General features: G+C 49.0%; 27 protein-coding genes, 1 tRNA gene and 1 pseudogene. 18 read left to right on the top strand and 11 right to left on the bottom strand.

Annotated elements, in window-relative coordinates; all coding sequences use genetic code 11:
• Positions 1-115 precede the first annotated feature (115 nt).
• The 12 genes from ACGG9R_RS04955 to ACGG9R_RS05010 all read left to right on the top strand — a co-directional run bounded on the left by ACGG9R_RS04955 (position 116) and on the right by ACGG9R_RS05010 (position 12,389).
• Entirely contained in the window at positions 116-1,540 is a 1,425-nt protein-coding gene (locus ACGG9R_RS04955; protein WP_390151423.1) for an ISLre2 family transposase, read from the top strand.
• A 134-nt stretch (positions 1,541-1,674) separates the two neighbouring features.
• Positions 1,675-1,751, top strand: a tRNA-Pro gene (locus ACGG9R_RS04960).
• A 51-nt stretch (positions 1,752-1,802) separates the two neighbouring features.
• Positions 1,803-2,666: a zinc metalloprotease HtpX gene (gene htpX / locus ACGG9R_RS04965; RefSeq protein ID WP_390152191.1), complete on the top strand. Its 864-nt coding sequence runs from the start codon at positions 1,803-1,805 to the stop codon at positions 2,664-2,666.
• A gap of 10 nt (positions 2,667-2,676) precedes the next feature.
• Positions 2,677-3,096, top strand: a complete 420-nt coding sequence (gene ndk, locus ACGG9R_RS04970; protein WP_390152193.1) for a nucleoside-diphosphate kinase — start codon at positions 2,677-2,679, stop codon at positions 3,094-3,096.
• A gap of 362 nt (positions 3,097-3,458) precedes the next feature.
• A complete protein-coding gene (locus ACGG9R_RS04975) occupies positions 3,459-4,097 on the top strand; it encodes an amino acid ABC transporter permease (protein ID WP_022106630.1) in 639 nt (212 codons plus the stop codon).
• Entirely contained in the window at positions 4,098-4,835 is a 738-nt protein-coding gene (locus ACGG9R_RS04980; RefSeq protein WP_022106629.1) for an amino acid ABC transporter ATP-binding protein, read from the top strand.
• A 431-nt stretch (positions 4,836-5,266) separates the two neighbouring features.
• Positions 5,267-5,551, top strand: a complete 285-nt coding sequence (gene gatC, locus ACGG9R_RS04985) for an Asp-tRNA(Asn)/Glu-tRNA(Gln) amidotransferase subunit GatC (protein WP_022106627.1) — start codon at positions 5,267-5,269, stop codon at positions 5,549-5,551.
• Between the two features lie 12 nt (positions 5,552-5,563).
• Positions 5,564-7,021, top strand: a complete 1,458-nt coding sequence (gatA, locus tag ACGG9R_RS04990; protein WP_390152199.1) for an Asp-tRNA(Asn)/Glu-tRNA(Gln) amidotransferase subunit GatA — start codon at positions 5,564-5,566, stop codon at positions 7,019-7,021.
• Positions 7,018-8,463: an Asp-tRNA(Asn)/Glu-tRNA(Gln) amidotransferase subunit GatB gene (gatB, locus tag ACGG9R_RS04995; protein ID WP_022106625.1), complete on the top strand. Its 1,446-nt coding sequence runs from the start codon at positions 7,018-7,020 to the stop codon at positions 8,461-8,463. Before gatA ends, gatB begins: the two co-directional genes overlap by 4 nt.
• Entirely contained in the window at positions 8,460-8,780 is a 321-nt protein-coding gene (locus ACGG9R_RS05000) for a hypothetical protein (protein ID WP_022106624.1), read from the top strand. The genes gatB and ACGG9R_RS05000 overlap by 4 nt, the downstream gene beginning before the upstream one ends.
• A gap of 359 nt (positions 8,781-9,139) precedes the next feature.
• A complete protein-coding gene (locus ACGG9R_RS05005) occupies positions 9,140-9,895 on the top strand; it encodes a hypothetical protein (RefSeq protein ID WP_390152203.1) in 756 nt (251 codons plus the stop codon).
• 505 nt (positions 9,896-10,400) lie between these two features.
• On the top strand, positions 10,401-12,389 hold the full coding sequence (locus tag ACGG9R_RS05010; RefSeq protein WP_390152206.1) for a TonB-dependent receptor plug domain-containing protein: 1,989 nt from the start codon (positions 10,401-10,403) through the stop codon (positions 12,387-12,389).
• Between the two features lie 78 nt (positions 12,390-12,467).
• Here ACGG9R_RS05010 and ACGG9R_RS05015 read toward each other — a convergent pair whose 3' ends face one another.
• Together ACGG9R_RS05015 and ACGG9R_RS05020 are read right to left on the bottom strand one after the other, a co-directional pair.
• Positions 12,468-12,689, bottom strand: a complete 222-nt coding sequence (locus ACGG9R_RS05015; RefSeq protein ID WP_390152208.1) for a DUF1659 domain-containing protein — start codon at positions 12,687-12,689, stop codon at positions 12,468-12,470.
• Positions 12,690-12,937: 248 nt separating this feature from the next.
• A complete protein-coding gene (locus tag ACGG9R_RS05020) occupies positions 12,938-13,156 on the bottom strand; it encodes a DUF2922 domain-containing protein (protein ID WP_390152211.1) in 219 nt (72 codons plus the stop codon).
• 1,288 nt (positions 13,157-14,444) lie between these two features.
• Between ACGG9R_RS05020 and ACGG9R_RS05025 the strand changes: the two genes are divergently transcribed.
• The 6 genes and pseudogenes from ACGG9R_RS05025 to ACGG9R_RS05050 all read left to right on the top strand — a co-directional run.
• A complete protein-coding gene (locus tag ACGG9R_RS05025) occupies positions 14,445-14,912 on the top strand; it encodes a type I restriction-modification system subunit M N-terminal domain-containing protein (RefSeq protein WP_390152213.1) in 468 nt (155 codons plus the stop codon).
• Between the two features lie 550 nt (positions 14,913-15,462).
• A complete protein-coding gene (locus ACGG9R_RS05030) occupies positions 15,463-17,688 on the top strand; it encodes a TonB-dependent receptor (protein ID WP_390152216.1) in 2,226 nt (741 codons plus the stop codon).
• 14 nt (positions 17,689-17,702) lie between these two features.
• On the top strand, positions 17,703-18,134 hold the full coding sequence (locus ACGG9R_RS05035) for a somatostatin (protein WP_390152219.1): 432 nt from the start codon (positions 17,703-17,705) through the stop codon (positions 18,132-18,134).
• 136 nt (positions 18,135-18,270) lie between these two features.
• Entirely contained in the window at positions 18,271-19,725 is a 1,455-nt protein-coding gene (locus tag ACGG9R_RS05040; protein WP_390152222.1) for a hypothetical protein, read from the top strand.
• A complete protein-coding gene (locus tag ACGG9R_RS05045; RefSeq protein ID WP_390152225.1) occupies positions 19,709-19,942 on the top strand; it encodes a nucleotidyltransferase family protein in 234 nt (77 codons plus the stop codon). The genes ACGG9R_RS05040 and ACGG9R_RS05045 overlap by 17 nt, the downstream gene beginning before the upstream one ends.
• Before the next feature lie 18 nt (positions 19,943-19,960).
• Positions 19,961-20,110: pseudogene (locus ACGG9R_RS05050) on the top strand (antitoxin); the annotation flags it as partial.
• Between the two features lie 232 nt (positions 20,111-20,342).
• Here the strand turns inward: ACGG9R_RS05050 and coaBC are convergent.
• The 9 genes from coaBC to ACGG9R_RS05095 form a co-directional block, all read right to left on the bottom strand.
• Entirely contained in the window at positions 20,343-21,542 is a 1,200-nt protein-coding gene (gene coaBC, locus ACGG9R_RS05055) for a bifunctional phosphopantothenoylcysteine decarboxylase/phosphopantothenate--cysteine ligase CoaBC (protein ID WP_390152228.1), read from the bottom strand.
• Between the two features lie 206 nt (positions 21,543-21,748).
• Positions 21,749-21,949: a DNA-directed RNA polymerase subunit omega gene (gene rpoZ / locus ACGG9R_RS05060; protein ID WP_022106833.1), complete on the bottom strand. Its 201-nt coding sequence runs from the start codon at positions 21,947-21,949 to the stop codon at positions 21,749-21,751.
• Positions 21,946-22,596: a guanylate kinase gene (gmk, locus tag ACGG9R_RS05065; protein WP_390152231.1), complete on the bottom strand. Its 651-nt coding sequence runs from the start codon at positions 22,594-22,596 to the stop codon at positions 21,946-21,948. Before gmk ends, rpoZ begins: the two co-directional genes overlap by 4 nt.
• Positions 22,596-22,871 (bottom strand): extracellular matrix/biofilm regulator RemA, encoded by a 276-nt coding sequence (remA, locus tag ACGG9R_RS05070; protein WP_022106831.1) that lies wholly within the window; start codon positions 22,869-22,871, stop codon positions 22,596-22,598. The genes gmk and remA overlap by 1 nt, the downstream gene beginning before the upstream one ends.
• A gap of 95 nt (positions 22,872-22,966) precedes the next feature.
• Entirely contained in the window at positions 22,967-23,125 is a 159-nt protein-coding gene (locus ACGG9R_RS05075) for a hypothetical protein (protein WP_390152235.1), read from the bottom strand.
• A gap of 156 nt (positions 23,126-23,281) precedes the next feature.
• Positions 23,282-23,563, bottom strand: coding sequence for a type II toxin-antitoxin system YafQ family toxin (locus ACGG9R_RS05080; RefSeq protein WP_390152238.1), 282 nt, complete (start codon positions 23,561-23,563; stop codon positions 23,282-23,284).
• Positions 23,560-23,832, bottom strand: a complete 273-nt coding sequence (locus ACGG9R_RS05085; RefSeq protein WP_322350589.1) for a type II toxin-antitoxin system RelB/DinJ family antitoxin — start codon at positions 23,830-23,832, stop codon at positions 23,560-23,562. The genes ACGG9R_RS05080 and ACGG9R_RS05085 overlap by 4 nt, the downstream gene beginning before the upstream one ends.
• Positions 23,833-23,917: 85 nt before the next feature.
• Positions 23,918-24,382: a hypothetical protein gene (locus ACGG9R_RS05090; RefSeq protein WP_390152242.1), complete on the bottom strand. Its 465-nt coding sequence runs from the start codon at positions 24,380-24,382 to the stop codon at positions 23,918-23,920.
• Positions 24,383-24,729: 347 nt separating this feature from the next.
• The gene (locus tag ACGG9R_RS05095; protein ID WP_390152245.1) at positions 24,730-25,389 is read right to left on the bottom strand and encodes a GIY-YIG nuclease family protein; all 660 of its coding nucleotides are present in this window, start codon (positions 25,387-25,389) and stop codon (positions 24,730-24,732) included.
• Positions 25,390-25,409: the final 20 nt, after the last annotated feature.

The following is a 25,409-nucleotide window of genomic DNA, read 5'->3' on the forward strand; positions in this document are numbered from 1 at the left end:
TAAAATTTTACTCGGTAGGGGAATTTTTCCAGAAACAATAAAAGAGGAAAGCCTCCCTTTGAGTGGAAATGTTATAATTTCCGTGCACAAATAAAACAAAGAAAGGGCTTTCCTCATGGATATTATAACAAAAACTGGAGAAATTTGGAGTGAAAATGCAATTGGTGCAGTCATTTCTCTCATTAAGAAATCTGATGACTCTATCGAGGCTGAAAGGAAGCTAACTCATTGGCTCACTGAAATGAACTGTCAGCTTATAGCTATGGCTCTGGCGCGTATTGACACTGAGCTGTATCAGATTTACAAGGTACAGGGGTGGCGTGTGGCACGCCGGGACCCTAGGACGATTTGCTGCCGCTATGGAGAGCTGACCTATACCCGAAGACTTCTGCAGAAAGAAGGGAAGAGCTTCTATCCCCTGGACTGCAAAATGGGCTTTGAGTCCAGAAAGCACTACAGCCTGGGAATGATTGAGCGGATTGTCGAGTCTGTCGCAATTACGACATCCCGCAGTGCCAGTGAACTCCTGCAAAACCTGGCAGGGATTACCATCTCCCATCAGTCCGTTATCTCACTTAAGAATTATGCCGGTAAGAAGGCAAAGGCTTACGAAAAAGCATTCGTAGAAGAGAAGAAGGATAAAAAGCCAGTACAGCCGGAGATTATAGCGATTGAAGGGGATGGAATCATCCTCAAAAACAAGAAGAAAGGCGAGGTCTCGGAGGTGCATCGCCTCCAGGTATACGAAGGAGTCAGGAAAAATGGCAACAGGACAGAACTGGTAGGACTTCGCTGTTTTGCGTCCACCAGCAGGAAAGAACTTTTTGCAATGGCAGCAAGCTATCTGCATGGGCACTATGACCTGTCTAAGACCACGGTGCTATCGAATGGGGATGGAGGGTCCGGGTACCAGTTTCAGGACTTTGAGCAAATGGTAGAAGGCTGCCTGGATCACCAGCACTTCCGTGACTGCTATCATGTACATGAAAAGATCCGGACCCGGCTCAGCTTCTGCAAGAGGGAACTGGTAGACCGTATGATCCGAGAGTTTCACCAGACCGACGATATTATGAAACGGATTCCCGTATGGATGGACACTGCCCGGAGCTGCGCCCGAACAGAGGCGGATTTGGAGGAGGTAAACAAACTGCAAAGCTATCTGGAAAGAAATGCTCCCTATATCCCAAGCCTGAGCCAGCGCGGCATCCATACAGAAATCCACTTGGGTACTGCAGAAACGAATCACCGGTTCTACAGCTATCGCATGAAACGGCAGGGGCGGAGCTGGTCCAGCGAAGGAATGGAGTGCATGGTCTGGGTACTGACCGCCCGGAAGAATAAGACGCTTACGCAAGCCCTCTTGTACCATGCTAATGGGAAGAGCTACAAAAAGATGGATAGAGCCATGCACAAAGCCGTGGTGCAGGCAGAGCGCAGAATGAGAAACTATAGGCCAGGATGCCTGGAAGGGCGTATAGGCATTTATGGAGCTTCTTCTTCCCCCATGGGAAGACTTGCCAGAGCAATACAGAAATACTGATTAAACCGAAGCCACGGAGATAGTAATTATCGACAGTCAAATGAATTACCGAGGAAAACTTGACACTTATCTCTCATCCCGTCCACCTTGACAAATCCGTCCAAATTGTGTATCCTATTTCATGTAGTAAGCGTCGGGACGTAGCTCAGTTTGGTAGAGCGCTACCTTGGGGTGGTAGAGGTCGCATGTTCGAATCATGTCGTTCCGACCATTTTTTATTTTCACGTACATTCATAAAATTCTATAAAGTGAGGTCTTCTGTATGAACAGAGTCAAATCAGTCATGCTTCTGACACTGCTCAGCTTGATCCTGATGGCTATCGGCGGTGTCGTAGGTGGTCAGAACGGCGCGATGACCATGTTTCTCATTTCTCTGGCAATCAATTTCTACACATACTGGAATTCAGACAAGATGGCGCTTCGCGCTTACAATGCCCAGCCTTTGGCCGAATCGCAGGTACCCGAGCTCTATGAGCTGGTGCGAGAACTTTGCCGGAAGGCGGAGCTTCCGATGCCGCGTCTCTATGTCATTCCGACCGATGTGCCGAATGCTTTTGCTACGGGACGAGACCCGGAACATGCGGCTGTTGCAGTGACGGAGGGCATCCTTTCCATGCTGAACCGCGATGAGTTAGCCGGGGTCATCAGCCACGAATTATCCCATGTCAAACATCGTGATACGCTCATCATGACCCTGTCGGCGTCGATAGCGACCGCGATCTCCTACATCGCAAATATAGCGCAGTGGGCAGCGATCTTTGGTACGGCCAGAGATGAAGACGGCAACCGTTCGAATCCGATCGCCCTCATCGTGACCATCGTCATCGCGCCGCTTGCAGCTTCTCTCATCCAGTTCGCCCTGTCGCGTTCCCGCGAATACATGGCGGATGCTTCAGGTGCAAGGATCTGCGGGAAGCCTCTGGCTCTTGCCAGCGCACTCTTGAAGCTCGATGACTATGCCCATCATCGTGTCATCCCCGATGCAAAGCCGGCGACCAGCGGTCTTTTTATCATCAATCCGCTTGCCGGAGTCGGCGGCGTGGCCAATCTGTTTTCTACGCATCCTTCTACGGAGGAGCGTGTAAAAAAGCTGCGTGAAATCGCAGCAGAAATGCATTCTTTTTAAGGAGGCTATTATGGCTAACATTGAAAAAACTCTCGTACTCGTAAAGCCGGACGGCGTGAAGAAACACATCTGCGGCGAAGTGATCTCCCGCTTTGAAAGAAAAGGTCTGTCCATTCATGCGATCAAAATGATTCAGGTCCCGGCAGAACTCGCTGAAGAACACTATGCTGAACACAAAGGCAAAGGCTTCTTCAAAGCTCTCATCGACTTCATCACCTCCGGTCCGGTACTGGCTATGGTCATCGAAGGTGAAAACGCTGTCGCAGCTGTTCGTCAGATCAACGGCGCCACCAACCCGCTCGAAGCTGTTCCTGGCTCCATCCGCGGCGACTTCGCTACTTCCATCGATGAAAATGTTGTCCATGCTTCCGATGCAGTAGAAACCGCAGAGAGAGAGATCGGTCTCTGGTTCCCAGAACTGTCCAAATAATCCGGCATAGGAAGGCGCTGCGAGAAATCGCGGCGTCTTTTTTGCTGCGTGCATGGCTTGAGGGGCGAAGGTGGGTGAACAGGGAAGGCGGAATGACATCAGACATCTGATATGTCTCCATCGTATCCCTTTTCTGCCTTTCCGACATACATGAAGCCAACCCCATCTCGCTTCGATCGCCTGCCCTCCAAGGGAAGGGACTAGCGGTTACAGCGCACGGATGCCCGATTTCCTGCTTCTAGTTTTTGTATTTTTATACAATAAAATCCGGCTTCCTATTGACTATTCTCTCCGTAAAATTGTACAATAAAATGAAATCGAAGCATGCATGACGCATGTATATATAGTAAGGAGAATGAAACATGGATTTTGAACTTATCGAAAAAGCACTGCCTATCCTTCTCTTGGGCGCGGGCGTCACTATCGAGATCACGGCGGTCAGTGTTTTCATCGGCTTCTGCATCGGCCTTTTCGTCGGTATCGCGCGTATCTGCAAGGTGAAGGTGCTGCGCATCCTGGCTGCGATCTATGCAGACTGTATCCGTGGTACGCCGCTTCTGGTACAGATCTTCCTGATCTATTTCGCTCTCCCGATCGTGACGGGGCATCGCGTGGAGCCATTCGTGGCGGCTGTCGCTGCCTGCGGGATCAATAGCGGCGCGTATGTATCTGAAATTTTCCGCGCCGGCATCCAGGCGATCGATGTGGGGCAGATGGAAGCGGGTCGTTCGCTCGGCCTTTCCTGGTGGCAGACCATGTATTATATCATCCTGCCGCAGGCTGTACGAAATATCCTGCCGCCGCTCGGCAATGAATTCATCGCAATGCTGAAGGATTCCTCGCTGGTTTCCGTCATCGGCTTCGAAGAACTGACCCGTCGCGGACAGCTCATCATCGCGCAGACCTATGGCTCCTTTGAGATATGGTCCACCGTCGCTGTCCTGTACCTCATCATGACGCTGGCGATTTCCAGAGTGGTAGCAATGTTGGAGAAAAAATAAATGGCAGAAGAAAAGAATCTGATAGAAATCACCCACATCAGCAAAAAATTCGGCGATCTGACGGTCTTGAAAGATATCAGCGTCAAAGTCAAGGAGAAGGAAGTCGTCGTCATCATCGGACCTTCCGGCTCGGGGAAGAGTACGCTGCTGCGTTGCATCAATGGGCTTGAAACACCGACGACGGGATCCATCACATTCGACGGGGTGCCTGTCAATGGAGAAAAGAATATCAATGAAGTCCGCACGGAAGTCGGCATGGTCTTTCAGCGATTCAACCTTTTTCCGCATATGACTGTCATTCAGAATCTGATGCTCGCGCCGATGAAGGTCAGAAAGATCTCCAAGAAGGAAGCCTATGACCGCGGTATGCAGCTCCTCAAAAAAGTCGGGCTGGAAGACAAGGCAGACTACAAGCCTCCGCAGCTTTCCGGTGGGCAGCAGCAGCGTGTCGCTATCGCCCGCGCGCTCGCGATGAAGCCGAAAGCGCTCCTCTTCGATGAACCGACCTCGGCGCTCGACCCGGAAATGGTGCATGAAGTCTTGGATGTCATGCGTGAAGTCGCAGAAGAGGGCATGACCATGGTCGTCGTGACACATGAAATGGGATTCGCCAGAGAAGTCGGCTCCCGCGTCCTCTTCATTGATGGCGGCGTCATCGTCGAAGAAGGTCGCCCGTTGGATGTCTTCGAGCATACGAAAGAGGAACGCACGAAAGCTTTCCTTTCGCAGGTATTGTAATAGGAAAAATGAAAAGCAGCCATCGGGCTGCTTTTTTTGTTGGGGCTGGAGACTAAGAGACTGGGAGATGTCAGACGTCAGATTTTTTGTACGACCTGCTTTCCGCTTATTCAACATACGCGAGGCCAACCCCGTCTCGCTGCGCTCGCCTGCCCCTTCCAGAGGAAGGGGCTAGTGGGGCGGCCTTCTCTCGTATCGTCATTTCGAGCGAAGTCGAGAAATCTTCCTTGCAGAGCGATAAACGACTAAGAGACTAGGAGACATCAGACATCTGACATCTGATTTCTGATGTCTAACGTCTAATCCCTAATCCCTAGCTACTAATCCCTAGTCACCAGTCACCCGATTTCTTCTGCAAAGCTCGCTTCATTTGTGTTATAATCTGATAAGGATTCTCTATTATCCATCAATTTGAGTAAGGAAGTGTATCTATGAAAATCACGACAGAAGAAGCTCAGAAGATCGCTCTTCTTTCCCGTCTGTCCTTTGCGGACGAAGACCTGGAAAAGATGAGAGACTCCATGAACAGCATCCTCACCTACATGGAAGAACTGAACCAGTATGATACGACTGATGTAGCGCCGACCGTGCATGCCGTCGAGCAGTACAATGTCATGCGCGAAGACGTCCCGCATCAGTCTTTTACGAATGAAGAAGCACTCATGAATGCGCCGGAAAAGGAAGACGGCTATTTCAAAGTGCCGAAGATTATTTAAGGAGGCAGCCGAGTGAAATACACGATTCATGATCTCCATGAACAGCTGGTGAAAAAGGAAATCTCCGCTGTCGAACTCACAAAGAAAATCATCGCGCATCGTGACAGTGTAGAAGGGGACATCCATGCTTACCTTTCTACCTCTGATGAGAGTGCGCTCTCTGTCGCAGCAAAGGTCGATGCGAAGATTGCCGCCGGAGAAGAGATCTCCGATCTTGCCGGTATCCCGGGCGCGATCAAAGATAATATGTGCATCAAAGGCGAGACCTGCACCGCGGCCTCCCGCATGCTTGAACACTGGGTATCCCCGTATGATGCGACTGTCATCGAAAAGCTGAAAGGGGAAGACTATATTTCTCTGGGCAAGACGAATATGGATGAATTCGCCATGGGCTCTTCGACCGAGCGCTCCGCATTCGGACCTTCCCGCAATCCGTGGAATACGGACTATGTACCGGGCGGCTCCTCTGGTGGCTCTGCGGCAGCTGTCGCGGCGAATGAAGCCATCTGGTCCCTCGGTTCGGACACGGGCGGATCTATCCGTCAGCCGGCGTCCTTCAATGGCATCGTCGGTCTGAAACCGACCTATGGTCTTGTTTCCCGTTACGGCCTTCTGGCTTTCGCATCCTCCCTTGACCAGATCGGGCCGCTCGTCAAAGACGTCACCGATGCTGCGATCGTTCTCAATGCGATCGCCGGCCATGATCCGCGCGACTCCACGTCCATCCCGCAGGAAAAGAAGGACTACAAGAAAGCCCTCGTCCGCGATGTCAAGGGCATGAAGATCGGCGTACCGAAGGAATTCTTCGGCGAAGGCATCAAGGAAGAGACCAAGGCAGCGATCGATGCGGCTCTTGATTTCTACAAAAAGGAAGGCGCGGAGATCGTCCCCGTCTCCATTCCGCATATCAATAGCGGTGTCTCTGTCTACTACATCATCGCACCGGCAGAAGCCAGCTCGAACCTCGCCCGCTATGACGGCGTCAGCTACGGCTTCCGTGCACCGGGTGAAGATATCATCGATATGTATATCAAGACCAGAAGCCAGGGCTTCGGTGAAGAAGTGAAGCGCCGCATCATGCTCGGGAACTACGTCCTCTCTGCAGGCTACTATGATGCGTACTATCTGAAAGCTCTCAAAGTCCGCACCCTCCTGAAACAGGAATTCGACGAAGCTTTCAAGCTCTGCGACGTCATCGCAGCACCGTCGGCTTCCGGTACTTCGTTCAAATTCGGAGCCTTCTCCGATCCGCTGTCCCTCTACATGGAAGATATCTGCACCGTACCGGTGAACCTCATCGGCGCACCGTCCATTTCCATTCCGGTCGGTTTCAAGGACGCCATGCCGCTCGGCATGCAGCTCATCGGCAAGACGCTCGCCGAAGAAACCATCCTGCAGGCAGCCTACACCTTCGAACAGGCTCATCCTGAATTCACCAAAACCGCGCCAAAAGGAGAGATCAAGGAATGAAATATGAAGTAGTCATCGGCCTTGAAGTCCATACTGAGCTTCAGACCACCACCAAAATCTTCTGCAGCTGCAAGACATCCTTCGGCGCAGATCCGAATACCAATGTATGTCCTGTCTGCCTCGGCCTGCCGGGCGTGCTGCCGGTCCTGAATAAGAAAGTCCTCGAATACGCTGTCCGCGCCGGTCTTGCTCTGAACTGCGAGATCTCCCGCTTCAGCAAATTCGACCGTAAAAACTATTACTACCCCGATCTTCCGAAGAATTTCCAGACCTCGCAGTTCGACCTGCCGATCTGTGAACACGGCTACCTCGATGTCGAAGTCGACGGCGAAGTGAAGCGCCTGCGCATCACCCGTGCCCATATGGAAGAAGATGCCGGGAAACTCGTCCATCACGGCACCTCCATCACCGATTCCGATTATTCGCTGGTCGACTATAACCGTACCGGTACGCCGCTTCTGGAAATCGTATCCGAGCCGGATATGCGTTCTGCCAAAGAAGCTGTCGCTTACATGGAAAAGATGCGCGCGATCCTGCAGTACGTCGGCATTTCCGACTGCCGCATGGAAGAAGGAAGCCTGCGCTGCGATGCGAATGTCTCTGTCCGTCCTGTCGGTCAGAAGGAACTCGGTACCAAGACAGAGATCAAGAACATCAACTCCTTCAAGGGTGTGGAACGCGCCATAGAATACGAAGCGATGCGTCAGGCTGAGCTTCTCGAAGAAGGCGGCAAGGTCGTCCAAGAAACAAGAACCTGGGACGAAAAAGAAGGCGTCACTAAGTCCATGCGTACCAAGGAAGAAGCGAATGATTACCGCTACTTCCCGGAACCGGACCTCGTCCCCTTCACCGTCTCTGATGAATACATCGAAGAGATCAGAAAATCTCTGCCGGAGCTGCCGGATGCCAGAAAAGCGCGCTATATGAAAGACTTCGGTATCTCAGATGCCGATGCTGTCTTCATGACGAATGACAAAGCTACCGCTGACTACTTCGAAGCCTGCGTCGCTTGCGGCGCAGAGCCGAAGGCTGCTGTCAACTGGCTGATGGGCGAATTTGCCAGCCAGCTCTCTACCGATGGCATCGAGATCTCCGCGGCTCCTGTCAAGGCAGAAGACCTCGCAGGCCTCCTCACCTTGATCTCCAAAGGCACCATCTCCGGCAAGATCGCGAAGAAAGTCTTCGCCACCATGTGGAAGGAAGGCGGCAAGGCAGAAGACATCGTCAAAGCCCAGGGTCTCGTACAGATCTCGGATACTGGCGCCCTGCAGGAACTGGTCGACAAAGTCGTTTCTGAAAACCCGAAAGCCGTAGAGGACTTCAAAGCCGGCAAGAAGAAAGCCGTCGGCGCTCTCGTAGGTCAGATCATGAAAGCCACGAAGGGCAAGGCGAATCCGAAGGTCATCAATGAGCTTTTGAATAAAAAACTTGCATCCTTATGAGTGAAGATAAGAAATCAGACTACACGGAAGTCCATGAAGAGCCCAGACGCATGTCCGAAGAGGATGTGAAGGACTACCATGGACTTACCCTGAATGAACAGGGGGAAGAATATCGAAAGGAAGCGCCGCAGGGCGGGATCCATATCGAATTCATCGATGTGAAGGCCATCCCGTGGTGGAAAAAGGCCCTCTACATCGCAGGCATCATCGCATTCCTCGCGATCGTGCTTGCAGTTGCTTGGTTCTTCCTGGTATGGGGCGCTGTGATCTTCCTCGCCGGCGTCATCGTGTATTTCTTGAAAAAATATCTGTTTTGAAAAGATTCCGTCTGCTTGTAGGCAGGCGGGATCTTTTTGCGTGGAGAAAGATGTCTTCTGCCTCCGTATCCCTCTATATCATGAACGTGATTTTTTCATAACATTTTGATATAGTAAGGGTAGAAGGAAACCACGTCCTTACGCGATGATACCCGTCTGCCGCCTCACCACCTACAAGGACGTACCTTACACCTTCCTCTTCATGAATTGTATCCGCACGCCGAAAGAAAAAGACAGAGACCCCGCAGCAGGCAGTAGCCACGGCGGGGGAGAAAGACACTTCCGAAAAGCAGAGGCATGCCGGAGAAATCACGAATCACTTGACAGACACCATTACGAAAGAAAAGGAGACGATCCCCATGTGGAAACATACCTGCAAATGCCTGATCCTGCTCGCTCTCGCATCCCTGCCATGCGCGCATCCCACACAGGCCGCCATGATGGTAAAGGATGCAGAAGAGCAGATCCATCTCATCACGGATGCCCGTGATATCTGGGATCTCTCAGAGCCCGGTATGGACACCGTCGGCTATATGTGCAGCGATCTTGACGGGAATGGCCGCCTGGAGATCCTTGTAGCAGAGGAGGGAGGTACCGGGCTTCATACATATACAAAGATCTACGAAGTGAATGAAGCGAAAGATGCACTCGTCCCATGTGGGAGATCATGGCCCGATACAAGCTCCGAAGCCGACATCATGATGACGAACTACGTACCGATGAGCGTGAATGGCATCGATGGCATACAGTGGTATTCCTTCACAGATGAATACCGCGACGGCGCAGAATATGGGACGGCGAATCTCGCTCTCTCCCTGCAGGACGGGACGCTCCATGCGAAAACCATCGCCACGACGCACACCTTCTACGATGACGCCGGCCGTCCGCATGTATCCTACGAAAATGCAGCTGGCGCTTCCATTTCCGAAAAAGCCTATCACAAGACATTGGAGAACGTTTTCGCCCATTCGGAAACCACCCTTATCTCCTTCCCATGGCTCATCTATCACAGGGATACCTTTCACGAGTGGAAAGAGAAAAGCCCGACAGACATCTATACCATGCTCCTCGACACCTATCTGAATTTCAGTGGAGAAAAAGAGGGGATGGGGTGATGCTTCGCGGTATTCCCCGAGCCGTCATCCAGAGCGGTCGATAACAGTCTATGTGAAATAATCTTCGCCAGAAAAGAAGAGGAGTGAGACGAAGGATCTCCTCGCAAAGCCGCTGCGGGCAATTTGTTCCCAGATTCTTCGACTCATGCCCTGTGTGCCTTTCATACCGCTAGAACCCTATCCGGCTCGCTATGCTCGCCGCCTTCCCCACGAGGGGAAGGCGTTTCGATATAAGGCTATCGTTTTTCTCTGATCCCTTATTCGGATAAGAATGACATGGGTCGCTTATTTTATAAAATTATAAAATATAGCTATTCAAATTATTAAACGTATAGCGTTTTAATTGAAACCATTAACCTCATATGATAGAATAATCACAGTTGATCATAGATACACCTGCTTTTCAGTAAGGAGATAAGAAGAACGATCATTTATCGTGATGAGTGGTCTTGCAATTCTTGTTTCCGCTGTATGGCAGGTGTGTTTTTTGAGAGAGGAGCATGCTATGTCAAGAAAAAAGTTAGCCACGGCTATCGCCTGCGCGGTTTTCACCGGAGCAGCATGTGTTTCCGGGGGGGGGGTCAGTGCAGCAGAGGTCTATGAGCTGAATCCGGTGCTTGTCACTGCCCAGCGCAGTGTGACGAAGGATATGGAGACACCGGCGGCGATCGAGGTACTTCATGCGGATGACCTGCAGAAGACAGGAGCGACCAGTGTACAGGAAGCGCTGAAATTCTCTACGGGCATCATTACCCACGGACAGGGACCACGTAATATTTCTCAAGGGACCATGACCAGCAAGGCTGTCATCCGTGGTGTCGAAAAAGGGACACTAGTGCTCGTAGATGGCGTGCCGATCAATCAGGGCGGACGGTACAATCTCGAGGATATCCCGGTCGAATCGATCGACCGCGTCGAAGTCGTCCGCGGCGGGGGCGCTGTCCTGTATGGCTCGGAGGCAAATGGCGGCGTCATCAATATCATCACCAAGGGCAAGCGTGCGAATATGGTCAAGGCTGGATTTGGCAATTATGGCATCCAGAATTATGCGGCTTCCTTCCAGGCAGGGAAGCTGGGATTCACTGCTACATATGATCATACGGGGAAGATCGATCATATTTCTGCGCCCACAGAAACGACTAGTAAAAGAAGCGGGGCGCCGAGAGGCTTGTATTACAATATCAAACGCGGGGAGCATGCGAATTTCAATGCCCGCTATGATTTCAATGATGACCTGTATGTCACCCATACCTATGGAAGAAACAGTGATCACTATGTGTACAAGTACACCGGCATTGACAATCCGGACAATGCAGGTAAGGAATATAAAAATGTCATCCATAGTACAGAAGAAAATCTGACGGCTCTTCATTATACGAAAAATAATTTCTCAGTAAATGCTTTTTATAACAGACGCGATCAGGAAACGGAAAATGCTTCCGCCAAGATCAATAAAAAATTTCCTCAAAACTTCGATTCATCGAGCATTTCTCATGATAAGACCAGTTATCTTGATCAGACCGTAGGGATCAACTTCCAGAATCGTTGGAATTTCCACAAGGGCTCTTTCATGCTCGGATATGAATTCCAAAGGGATATGCAGGATAAAACGATCAACAAAGGCACATCTGTCACGGGAAATTTCTATAGTAGAAATGCGCATTCTTTGTTCGGACAGGTGGCTTATGATTTCACCCAAGCGACCCAGGCGAATCTGAATTTCCGCCAGACCTGGACCGAAGCCGATGATGCAGGCAATAAATATGATAAATTCACGCCTGAATTTGTTCTGATGCATCATTTGGATGAAAGCACCATGGTGTACGGGAAAGTTGGTCAGTCCTTCATGCTTCCTACCTTTACTCAGCTTTATGGCGGCGGAAATATCGTAGGCGTCCCGGATCTGAAACCAGAAAAGGGCATGCACTATGAATTGGGCGCCAAGAAATCCATCGGTAAGAATGCATACCGTGTAGCTCTCTATTCTTACAAGATCGAAGACTTCATTGATGCTGATACCAAGGACTGGCCAGAGGTCTCCTACAAAAACAGCGACGTCAAGAATACAGGGATCGAAATCGACTGGACCAGAAATCAAAATGAAAATCTTTCCTACCGTCTTGGACTGACATACAGCCACCCGCAGAAGCAAGAAGGCAAAATCGATAAGCACGGTGTGGAAACCAAAGGGGAATGGCACGATTACTACGGCAAATTGGGCTTCAACGCCGGGATCGACTATACACGTGGTAAGCTGACCACGGCGTTCCATATCAGCTACCTTGGCGACAGAACGCGTGATGCGTCTCCCTATGCATCTATGAAAGCCCAGCTCTTCTCTGATATCAATTTCTCCTATCAGGCGAACGATAATGCGCGCTTCTTCCTGAACATTGACAACCTTTTTAACCGACATGACATCATCTCTACGTCGACCTCCAGTTTCTACAACTTGGGCAGAAACTTTATGGCAGGAGTAGAATATAAGTTTTAATAGCCTCTTCCAGGCAAAGTAAAAGCACCCCGCGCCTTCCGTCAAGGGAAAGCGCGGGGTGTTTTTGTCATCGCAGTGCTAGATAGCGTCAGCCAGATCGCCGGTCGCCACCGTGCGGATGCCCGACAGCGGACGCGACTGCAGCGCGGCGATCGCATTCGCTGCCGCATACAGCTCATCATTTGTCGCCGCACACTTGATGCGTGTGAAGTTCAGATTCTTCACCTTTGTTTCTCCCGTAGAAGTATCTTCCACACGGATCTGCAGTTTCATATCGACAAGTTTATTCTGAATAGCCATAGTCGTATTCTCCTTATAAGAAATAAAAATGGGTGCAGAGATAGAGCAAGGGGCGTGCTGCCCCTTGCTCATGAAAGAAAGTTCTGCTCGAATGAGGAATGGGGAATGAAGGTGACGGTTTCACCGAGATCCTTCGGCTCAGGTCGCAGCTGTTCTGGCATTCATTATTTCACATATGACGTTTCTCTCCGCTCAGGATGACGAAACGGGGCGATGCCCGAAGGCGGTATACCAGTCACTCCGAATCCCTATTCCAGCACGGTAGCGCTGGTTTCTACGATCTTCGCACTTTTCAGCGAAGTGACGGGAGCGCCGGAGGAAGACTCCAGCACCGGGATGATGAGAGCCGCTTTCTCCTTCACCGTAGCCAGAGTGAGATCCTCCTTCGGAGAAGGAATAGAAAGTATCATAGAACGTCCGCCTTCGACGTTGAAAGTCAGTTCAAGCATTTTTGTATTGGTCGCCATAGTAGGTCTCCTTATCGTGTAAGTCCATAGCAGGCAGTGCCAGCCAAAGAGAGGAATATTCATGAAATGTTTCGGAAAGAATAGGATGGCCCTCTGCGATCGACGTCTCGAGTGAGAGATGCCTCCTCTGATAAGAAATGGTATAGCGCACCGCGGAGAAACGCTATATATAGGAAGAAGTCGCACAAAAAAACACCCGGAAAGACCGCCCGCCTTTACTGAAATGTAGGGGATGCTCGGAATCGGTGCCGGCGGCGTCAAGTGTACCGAAGTACGAACGTCTTGGCTATCGTCGGGGCACGCCCTCCCATGCAGCAGGGAAGTGTGCGGTCAAATTGGATTTCTCCGGGGTTATGGGGTTGACATGGATTGGGCCTTGAGCAGGCTTCGAAAGAAAGGTCCACATCATCTCGGCCTGCCCGATGGCCTTGGATCTTTCTGCAGATCTATCCTCACCATCAGTCGGCTCTCCGTATGATTCCTTGCGCATTAGAATTCCGAAATCGGAGTCGCCGCCCGGCTTGGATTTGCAAACAGATGCATCCTCAGCTCATGACTTTATTCTACAACTATGCTCTAAAAAATGCAAGTCGCAAAGTGCTTTCAAAATACAACCTTTTGATTGATAAATTGTCACCCCCCCACCATCTAGCGTTTTGTATAATTGCTCGGCCTTGTTTTTTCTCCGGAAATATGATACAATAGCGCACTTTTTTTCACAAAGTCTCGTTTGACTTTTTGAGACCCCGTTTTTCTATCTTTTTGGGGTAAAATCCATGCGCTGATGGAGGAAAATAGTCGAATCCGCCTTCCAGATCGCCGGATACAGCAGCTGCATGTAAAAATAAATCAGGCGAGAATATTTTCGGTGTCTCCATCAAAAGTAGCGGCTTTGCGAGGAGATCCTTCGACTCACTCCTCTTCTTTTCTGGAGAAGATTATTTCACATAGACTGTTATCGACCGCTCAGGATGACGGGTCGGGGAAAAATCGAAAAGCCTTCCCCGCATGGGGAAGGTGGCGAGCATAGCGAGCCGGATAGGGTTCCAGCCGTATGAAAATCACACGGGGCATGAGTCGAAGAATCTGGGAACAAATTGCCCGTACCTGTACTTAGAGGGGGAATCGGTGAAACGCTCATACGATACCATGATAAATTTCGGAGAAATAAGGTAAACCTGGATAAAATAAGGTAAAATAAGAGAGTAAGAAAACGGCATCGCTAAAAATTTTGCATATATAGAGAATCCAATGGGATAGCTTGCATATGGGTATAGGAGGATTTCAAATGACTCATGAGCAGAAGATCGATATACTTTGGGATGACAATCCAGTAGATATCAGCGAAGAAGCCAATTTCATCTGGAGCATTGCCAATAAGCTGCGTGGCACCTATATGCCGGATAAGTATGGTGATGTCATTATCCCTATGACGATCATACGTCGATTTGAGTGCGCTTTGGCAAAGACAAAGGCTGATGTCGTAGCCAAATACAAAGAAAATCCCAATTACCCTGCGAAGGGCATGTACAAAATTTCCGGCTATCGGTTTTATAACGTCAGTGAGTTCACGCTGCAGGAGCTGTGCAACGATGCCGACCACATTGCGGAAAACTTCAAGGCGTACATTCAAGGCTTTTCCAATCATATCAAGGATATCTTGAATAACCTTGACATGGAAGCCCATATCAAGAAGATGGACGAAGGCGGCTGCTTGTTCAATACGGTCAAAGCGTTCTCAGAAGCGGTATGCTGAATTGAATTAATGATATAATCATGTTTAAAATAAATGTAATCTATTACAAGCGTACTTGGCATAAATTAAGGCAAGAAGGATTGTGTGTTTGGCAGCATTTCCTATGTTCCATGTGCACAGCACACGGTATTCCCGCTTGTCAATAATTTCTTTGGTCGGGAAGATTACACTACGGTGACAGCGCCAAGTGATGATACGTTTGCTTATATTTCGCAGGGCAGAAACTACATGCTCGGGTATGAATATAAATTCTAAAGTTTGGTAAAAAAGACTGCTATGTAATACATCGCATAGCAGTCTTTTCATTTTGGGGGCAGTTTTAGTGGGAATGCATAAAGTGCTGTGAACTATTAGTGCAAAGAAAGAATTGATTGAAGAATAGATGATAAAATGATATAATCACTTTATCTATTCATGAGCGCTTATTACATGATCAAGGTGATAATAGGAAGAGTTGTAGTCTTGCCGAAAAGGAAGAATAATAATTTGTGCTTTTTCGGTCTTCTCGTTCATGCTAGTGGGCGCGTTTTGTATTGAGAGGAGAAATATGATGTCAGGGAAATTATTAACAACCTCCGTTTTATGTGCTCTTTTGACTGGAGCAAACATGATTTCGGGGGGGGTAAATGCTGAGTCCGTTTACGAGCTTACTCCAGTTATTGTCACTGCAACTAAAACGGCAGAGTCAGCGGAAAAAGTTCCGGCTTCTGTCAGTGTGGTAACCGCTAAAGAAATTGCGGCTCACAATTATTCTTCTACGGCTCAGGCATTGGGCCAGCTTCCGGGTGTGTATCTGAGCCCTGTAGGCGATGGTGGCATTTCTATGCGAGGCTTTGGTTCCGCAGATATTCTAGTCATGGTCGATGGGCAGCCTGTCAATAATGGATGGAGCGGCGCCGTAGACTGGAGCATGATTCCGATACAAAATATCGAACGCATTGAAGTCGTTCGTGGGGCAGCATCCTCTTTATATGGCGGTCGCGCGGTTGGCGGTGTTATTCAGATTATAACGAAAAAATCTAAAGATGAAGGGCTGCATGGTGACGTCCTTCTTTCTACGGGTAGCAATAGTACCACGAAACAGACCTATGATGCGAAATTCAAGAAAGACAAATGGGATGTTGAAATCGGATATGAAAAACGCAAGACGGATGGATGGAGAGGCTATTTTATTGAAGAAAGAACAGGGAAAACTGAAATCGGCGATCCGAAGATAGAGTATGATGCTGATACATCGGCAAGGAATCGATATATTGTTGGTGGAAGAGGCCGAAAAGCCTTTGATACCGAGACCTACCATATCAAGACTGCTTACAATTTTGATGAAGATAAATCTTTGACATATTCCTATTTCCATACCAATTATACATATACTTATAACGATCCATTTAGCTTCATCAAAGATGCTAATGGAAATGAAGTCTTCTATGGCTCTGTGAAGCTCCCCAATGGAAAGGGCTTTGATATTTATCCGGGGGATTTCCTTGGCTATGTCGGAAAGAAGGAATGGGCAGTCCATAACCTTGCTTATGATGATAAAAAGAATCAATTTCATGCTAGAATCGGCGTAACAGATATTAAAAAGGACGGCTATTCTTCTACTGGCGGACCGGAAGAGACTATTTCAGCGGGGGATCTCCAAAAATGGAATGGACAAGGGTCGTTGTCCTTCTACCCGAGCAAGACCAAGGATTTTGACATGCATAAAGCATGGGATATCGGCAAGCACACACTCCTGGCCGGTATGGCTTACAGAAGTGAATCCTTCGATCAAACCAGGTATACTTTGGATCAATGGAGAAATCTGGATACAGGTAAACGAGCTTTTGAACTCCACGGCGGCAAAGACGAATCCTGGTCTGGCTACCTGCAGGATAAATGGCAGGCTACTGATCGCTTAGCGGTCTATGCTGGTATTCGTTTTGACAGATATAAAAAATATGATGGCTATGGTGCTTATTTGGAAACTGGTGTCAACCGTACTTATGAAGATGGTACATACACCGAGTGGAGCCCAAAACTTTCACTGGAGTATGCGCTTCCAAATGACACGACCCTCTTTGCAAGTTATGGACATTCTTTCACTCCGCCGATTCTCTATCAGGTCTATCGTGATGAGGGCGCGGAAATTAAGAATATCAATGGACAGCTTACCGTAGATAAAAGAGGGTCATTGTCCAATCCTGACTTAAAGCCGGAAACTGCGGATACATATGAGATCGGTGTCAAGAAAAAATGGGGCGATAAAACTTCCGCTAGTATGACGTTCTATAGAGCGGAAACGAAGGATGCTGTTAGGTATTTCTCTGCTCCTTCTGAGACCATTATGAATGGCATTTTGTATAAAAAGGGCTTTACTCAGTATAGAAACCTTGGAGAGGCATCCAAGAAAGGGATTGAAATCGAAGCTAAGCATAAGTTTAATGACGCATGGAGCTCCTATGTCAACTATGCCTGGGAATCTGAAGATATAGACGGAGAGCACAACTACGATCTGCCAAAACATCTGCTTCATTTTGGCGTAGAATACCAGAGAAATAAATGGGATATTCTTGCCGATGCCCAGTACGTAAGTGCGCGTCAGTCTCCTGATGTTGATACTGGGAAATATTATTCTGAAGACGCTTTCTTTATCACAAATCTAGCCTTCAATTACAATGTAACCCCGGAGGCAAAACTGCAGTTTACCGTATATAACCTCTTTGATAAGACTTTCTATGCGACAGAAGCTGCTAGTGAAAGAACGTATACCGTTTCTCTGCAGTATTCCTTCTAAGATAGGAGACAATGATGCGTATTCCGGTTCCGTTTTTAGCTTTAAGCATGCTTTTCTTTTCTGTTGCTTGTAACATTTCTGAAGCTCGTATGCCTGAGCCTGCATCTATGCCTTACTCCCTTCGTGGTGGAGAGCCGCATAATCCACGTGTTGCTAAATACTATTTGGAAGAGCTGGTGTCTGAAGGTAAAATGACCAAAGAAGAGGCGGAACGCACGGAAGTCTATATGATTTTCCGCAATGCCCGACGGATGCAGGATCTCAAAGACGTCAAAGGACTATCTAAGGAAGATCGCCGAGCCGTTATGGCGCACAAGCGGGAAATTAGAGGAAATCCTTTGATAGAGTATGCAAACTATTGTGGGCTAACTCTTGAGCGTGCCAAGGAATTGATGAATTTAATGCATGGATCGGATAAAGGTACTAAGTACTATCAGAAGGTATAACAAAAGAAGTAGAACGCCTGACGCCCCAATCCCGCTTTCCTTATAGGAAGGCGGGATTTTTTTTCATATAGGCGCTTTTCGCATGTTTTCTTTGATCGGAACATGCTACAATAGGCATAGAATAGAAAGGAGCGGCATGATGAAGAAGGCACTCAAAGAGCTTCGTAAGGGAAAGCGTTGGTCACGATATTTTCTCATGATCTTCGGTCTGCTGCTCGCTCTTCTCTGTCTGCTGCTTCTGATAGCGAAAATCATGAGCTATGGAGCGGCAGAGCTTTTCAACTATGCGGCTTCTCGGCAGGAGATGCTTCGGGGGACGATCACGGTGGAGTCGATCACCGCGAATATCCATGGCGGTGTCACTTTCGAGAAGCTGGCGTGGGATGATCCGGCGGGGAATCCGATCCTGCGTGTGCCGTCTGGATCTTTCAAGGTGGATCCTTGGGATGTGCTCAGGATGCGCTTCGTCTCTACGACCATCCGGGAGATCACGCTGGAGAGCCCGGCCTTTGCGGTGTATTTCGATGAGGCGATGAATGTGGACTTCATCAACCGTCGGCAGGGGGAGATCGAGCAGGAAAAGGCGCGGGATGCGAAGGAAAAGCTGGAGGATCGGATCTCGAATTTCAATCGTGAGGGAAAGCCTCTGGATGTCACGATCACGGTGCATAATGGCCGAATGGCGGCTTTCTATCGGCAGCGTCGCTATCTTGTCTCGCGCGTATCGCTGAATGGGCATATCGACACGCGCGGCGTGAGTGATCTCCACATCAAGACGGGGGAATTTGGCGGGACGATGGTGGGGAATGGCATCGAGGCGGACTGCGAGATTGATTTCAAAGAAAAGAATCTTCCCTCGATCGTCTCTGTCACGGCGAAGGGGGTGATCCCTTCTTCCATGGGGCTGGGGGATGATATCCATGACAAGATGACTTTGACTGCTTCCGGACGCGGGCCTCTGTCTCATCTCATCTGTGAGGGGACGGTCACCATGCCGGAGCTTCATGTGCCGGCGCTGGATTTCTATGATGTGAAGGGGGATATCCACTACGATGACGGGGCGATGACGTTCTCGGACGTGAAGGCGCGAGTCTACGGCGGCATCGTGACGGCGCGCGGGGACTATAATGTCGATAGCCGCGTGTATAATATCTATCTCCACGGGGAGGGACTGGATAGCCGTATCCCGACCAAGGAGTCGAGGTTCTACTGTCTGGTCACGCTGGATGGGGAGATCCACTGTGATGGGAATGTGAAGGATCTCGTAGCTTTCGGCAGTTTCTCTTCCAACGGCGGTTTCTACAGTCTTATCCCATTCCGTGGCATCACTGGTACGTTTCATAACCGCTATCGGGCGCTGGATTTCTATGATGTCACGATCGATACGGATTTCGGCCTCATTCATACGGATGCCTTCCATATCATCGATGGGAAGCTCCACTTGGGGAAGATAGAGCTGGTGGATAAGGAGAGCGGGGAGTCGATGAGTATCACGGATGCGCGCGATCGGAAAGGCCCAGGAAGGGTCATCAGCCAGATCCGGGAGGATATCAAGGAAATCAAGGAACGAGTGAGTGGGCTCACGCCATAGAGATATTTCCCGAACGGTAGTTCTTTTGGCCTCACTGCTTGCCCAAAAGAAAACATGTTTGCTGTTTTCGCTTTTTGCCCTATTGGTACGACCGCTCGCGAAAAAATATCATGTGAAGGAAATCTATCTCTTCGGCTCCTATGCAAGGGGCGAGGCCAGATGCCCAAAGCGATCTGGATTTTCTTATTTTTGGCGGAGATGGATTTCGCCTCACTGAGATCCTCTTCAGTCTTATGCGGCATCGCATCATCTGATCGTTTCTTCCTTCATCAGGGATCTCGTCCTTGACCAGCTTGAAGAGGCCGGAGAGCTGGAGGAAGCGCGTATTTTGAAAGCACTGGAACTTTCGTATAAAGAAGTCTATGATCTGGAGGAAATGCTATAAAATAAAAACGGATAAGCGGGGCAATTTGCCTATGTTTTCCAGAAAATAGTTACTTTCGATAATTCAATGTTATCTATTCTAAAAGTAAATGATCCCCTGCTGGAAAGGGACGGGCATTCCGTATGGGACTCTATATATGGAAAAACACCTAAAAAACGCTGCGTGGCAATGTTCCACGCAGCGTTTTTCGTATAGACAGGGAAAGATGGGGGTCTATTCCATCATCTTCTGTTTATTTCATCAGCTCTGCCATTTTTTCGATAATGATATGGCCCAGCTCGTCCTTGCTCATCTTCGGATACTGTTCCATATGTCCGTCCTTGTACAGGAGCGATGCGATGTTTGTCGTGCCGTTGAAGCCGGCACCCGGCATGGCGACGTCATTGGCGACAAGCATATCCAGGTTCTTTCTTTTGAGCTTCGATTTACCGTGTTCGATGACGTCCTGGGTCTCTGCGGCGAAGCCTACGAGGAACTGTCCCCTCTTCTTCTGGCCGAGTCCATAGAGGATATCCGGATTCTGTGTAAGGTCGATGTGCAGGGAGTCGAAGTCTTCCTTCTTGATCTTCTGGTCGGCCTGCACGGTCGGGCGGTAGTCTGAGACGGCTGCTGCCATGATCGCAGCATCACAGCTGTCGTATTCCGCATTCATGGCTTTTTCAAGCTCGCGGGCATCCTGGACGTAGACCATTTTAACGCCATAGGGCGTGGGAAGTGCCGTGGTACAGGAAACGAGTGTCACGTCTGCTCCTTCCATCCATGCGGCTTTGGCGATGGCATAGCCTTGTCGGCCGCTGGAGCGGTTGCTGATGAAGCGGACTGGATCGATCTTTTCCTGGGTGCCGCCGGCGGAGACGATGATTTTCTTCCCTTTCAGGAGTTCGCGGCCATAGATGCATTTTTCCGCGCAGTCCATGATGGTCGTAAGCGCCGGGAAACGGCCTTTGCCGGAGGTGTTGCAGGCGAGATGACCGCTTTCCGGTTCGACAAATTCATAGCCGAAGGATCTCAGCTTTTCCATATTCGCCTGCACGATGGGGTTTTCGTACATGTTTGTATTCATGGACGGTACGAAGAGGACTTTCGCCTTCGTCGCCATGATGGTGGTCGAGAGCATATCGTCAGCGATGCCGTTTGCGACTTTGCCGATGATGTCAGCGGTCGCAGGTGCTACGACGAAAAGGTCGGCGAGCTTGGCAAGGGCGATGTGTTCGACATCCCATTTGCTGATATTCGCGAACATATCGACAGTGACATCATTGCCAGACAGTTCGCCGAAGGTGATCGGTGTCACGAGCTTGGCGGCGTTTGCCGTCATGATGCAGTGGACCTCAGCCCCTTTCTGGCGGAGCTGGCTCACGAGACCGGCTGCTTTGAAAGCGGCGATCCCGCCGCTGATTCCTACGACAATGTGCTTATTTTCAAACATCATGCATGAGTTCCTTTACTAAAAAATGGATGGAAGGTTCAGGGGTCAACGGATTCAGAAGGTTCTAAGGGGTCAATGGGTTCAGGTGGCGGCTTCGCCGCAAATACATAGGGGGCGATGCCCGAAAGTCGTTTGTAAGTCACCAGTCACTAGTCACCCTGAACGTACAAAAAGTCAGGCAGCCTTTCTTGGACTGCCTGACCTTATTTTTATTTGCTGAAGGAGTAGGTGATCTTGCCTTCATAGATCTCTTCGAGAGCGATGGTCGCTGGTTTCTTGCCTTCTGCGTGAGCGATGAGCGGGGTCTGTCCGTCCGTCAGTTCACGGGCGCGAAGAGCGGCGAGGGTCACGAGGGTGTACTTGGAGTCCACCTTTTTGACAAGGCTGTCGATAGAAGGATAACACATCATTTTAAGGGTACCTCCTTATTGATATACTGTTTGAAAATGGTCTCGATCTGCCCTTCATTGCGGGACAGCTTGCAGCGTTCGGCTTCCAGGATGGAGCTGGTCTTTCTCACTGCATCTTCGAGTTTGTCATTGACGATGATATAGTCATACTGGTGTGCCATAGCGAGTTCACTGGTGATCTGTGCGAGGCGCTTTTGGATGGTCTCTTCAGAGTCTGTACCGCGTCCGTAGAGACGATCGGACAGGATCTCCAAAGACGGTGGGACGATGTAGATGAAGACGCCTTTCGGATAGCGTTTCTTGACCTGCATGGCGCCCTGGATGTCGATCTCAAGCAGTACGGATTTCCCGTCACTGATCATGTCGAGAGCGCGCTTTTTCGGCGTGCCGTAGTAGTGGTCATAGACCTTGGCATATTCGAGGAAGGCATCTTCTTCGATGAGCTTCTCGAACTGTTCATTGGTGCGGAAGAAATAGCTCTCCCCCTCCACTTCCCCTTTTCGGGGGTCTCTTGTCGTCATCGAGACGGAATACTGGAGATCCGGAAATTTCTCTCGGATGGCATTGCAGATGGTCCCCTTCCCCGCACCGCTCGGGCCGGAGACGACCAGAAGAATGCCTTCATCTTTTTTCGCTGTCTGTGCCATCAGTTTTCATCCATTCCTTCAGAAGTGATCACATCTTTATTCATCAGTCTGTGAGAAATCGTTTCCGGCTGTACGGCGGAAAGAATGATCTGCCCGCTGTCCATGATGAGGACGGCTCTCGTCTTTCTGCCGTAGGTGGCATCGATGAGATCCCCTTTGTCACGGGAGTCCTGGATCATACGTTTCACCGGTGCAGACTCCGGGCTGATGATCGCCATCACGCGCGCTGCAGCTGCCATATTGCCAAAACCGATATTAATCAAAGAAAAACCCACTTTTACGTCTCTCCTTACTCTATACTGACTAGACTTGCGTCTCTTTGTCTGTAAGGTTAATTATATCACAAAATGACGGCCGCTTCACGGATTTCTTATGAAATAGCGGGCCGCAGGCTTTTGATCAAAGGCTTTCCTTTTCCTACGAGGATATTTCTTTCATTTTTCAGGAAAAGTTTGCGTCCTCCAGCAACTCCTTGACCGGCCTTTCTCGCTCTGAGTGGATTTCCAGACGCTGCATAAATAGCAAACAAATAGCGAACAAGCTTTCTTTTGAGGATCATTGATGCTTAAAAGAAAGCTTGTTCGCTGATGTTTCCGCGGAAACATTTTGAGGATGGCACGAAGAGTGACCCGACGGTCAAGACCTTTGGTTATACCCAAAGCTTTCCTCAATTTCCGATTTGTACTTACTTCTTAAACAGCTCAGAATGTGAACCAAGCCGATAAAGCATCAAAACAAGCACATCTCCACGAATCTCATAAATAAGTAGCCAGTCCGGTTCAATGTGACATTCACGAGTACCTTTGTAGTTTCCTGTGAGATCATGATCCCTGTATTTCGCATCCAGCGTACCGCCATCCGCCAAAATATCGATGACCTCAAACAATGTATCCAGATTTTTGTTTTGCTTCTTTGCAAGCTTCAAATCTTTCTTAAACTGATTGGTAAACTGCACATCATATTTCATACTTCAAGTGCCGTCTTCAGAGCATCCATGCTGGAATATCTCGGAGCAGAAGGATCCTTCATCATTTTTCTGCCTTCCTCAATGGCAGCGGCTGTCGTATCATTCGGTACTTCCAATTTTAATTCAAAAGGAATACCATGCTCACGGATAGCGGTTCTCAGGAACATATTCACAGCAGTTGTCATATTCAGACCAAGCTCGTTGAAAATTTCTTCTGCCTGATCTTTGATGGCTCTATCTGTTCTGATATTCAAATTTGTTGTTGCCATATAGAACACCTCCATTCAAGTACAGTATATGCAGAAATTCGGTTAATGTCAATACATTGTCATTATGTAATCTGTGAATTGTCTATTAAAATACATCGAAATACCTCTGCGTAGTGATCTGCGCATAGCTTTTATATTCATTATTTCCGCTTTCTGCGTACATATTATTCACCAGCCCAAGCGTAAGAAGATTCAGATTCCGGATGGAGATGCCGAGCTGTACGCAGCGAAGCAGAAACAAGGGGGCGGTCATCAGGCGGTCAGTTGCGTGAAGTTTTTTAGACTCCACAGTCGTCTGGACATTCAGCCACCACAGCTCGATAATCTTCGGAAGCATCTGGTCAATGGAAAAGGTGCTGAACTCATCCATCCACTCCTCAGGACTATCTGGGATGGAAGAATCTGCGTGCTTCGCCATGATGTAGGCGATGTTTTCGAACATCTCAAGAGAGAACATATCGAGGTGCGAGGAATCCTCATCCCCGTTTCCCACGGCTCTTCCAAGAGCATCGAGGTCCTTATGGATTTCAAGACGCTCGATAAACAGCAAGCAAATAGCAAACAAGTTTTCTTTTGAGGACCATTGATGCTTAAAAGAAAACTTGTTTGCAGATATTTCGTCGGAAACGTTTTGAGGATGGGCACGAAGAGTGACCCGCCGGTCAAGACCATTGGCTATACCCAAAGCCTTCCTCAAACGGCGGTGCGACTAAGGGATTTGAAAAAAACAGCTTTTTAATCGAACGCCTTCATACAGAGGGAAACAGAATGACCACACCAGAGAGCTGTAATTCAAACTACTTTCCCTTGCAGACGTGAGATCATGTGCATTGGTAAAAGACAAGCTCCAATAATTACGTCATTCCACATGATGCGCTCTCTTTCTATATGGTGCCTTTATACTCCTAGCCGATGGCGGATGTCATTCAACCATTCGCCCTTATACTTGAAGAACTTAGGACCGGCGATAGAGTACTTTTTCCCGGACAGTAGCTTTGCCAGCGCGGTCAAGGACATGACTTCACCGTTGTACCTTACGTTGCGATCATCGACTACTTCAGCGGTAATGTCAGGGGTTTCACAGTATTCGATCAGCTCACCGACTGGGATCTGGCACTTGCTAAATGAAAAATTGGATGCTCGTTCAGTACTTTCGGTATCGATTTCCTGGGCGGTTTCCTCCGCAGCCTTGTCCTCCGCCGATACAGTGGCCAGATGCAGTTTGTCAGTGCAGCCGTGGATTTCTGCTATGGCCTCAAGGATAGAGTAAGCATCTTCGGGGCTCATAGCGTAGAATTCACGCACACGCTGTTTACCGTTGAAGCTCTCCACAGAGCGCAGGTTAGGATTCAGCTTGTCAATGATCGAATGGATCTTTAGGTCAGACAGCCGGGAGCTTACCTCATAAGTGGCATAGACGCGAAATGCAAACGGAATACTCTCGCTTCTGTTTAACTGTTGCAGGCGTCGATTGATATCGTTTGCATACCCGATTTTTACATACTCAGGAAATGATGGATTCGTTAAAATGTAGATTACGCCTTGCTTTTCATTCATTTCGGCACTCCTTTACTACA

Origin of the sequence: Dialister sp. i34-0019-2H8 (genome assembly GCF_042846925.1) — a bacterium.
Classification (GTDB): Bacteria; Bacillota; Negativicutes; order Veillonellales; family Dialisteraceae; genus Dialister.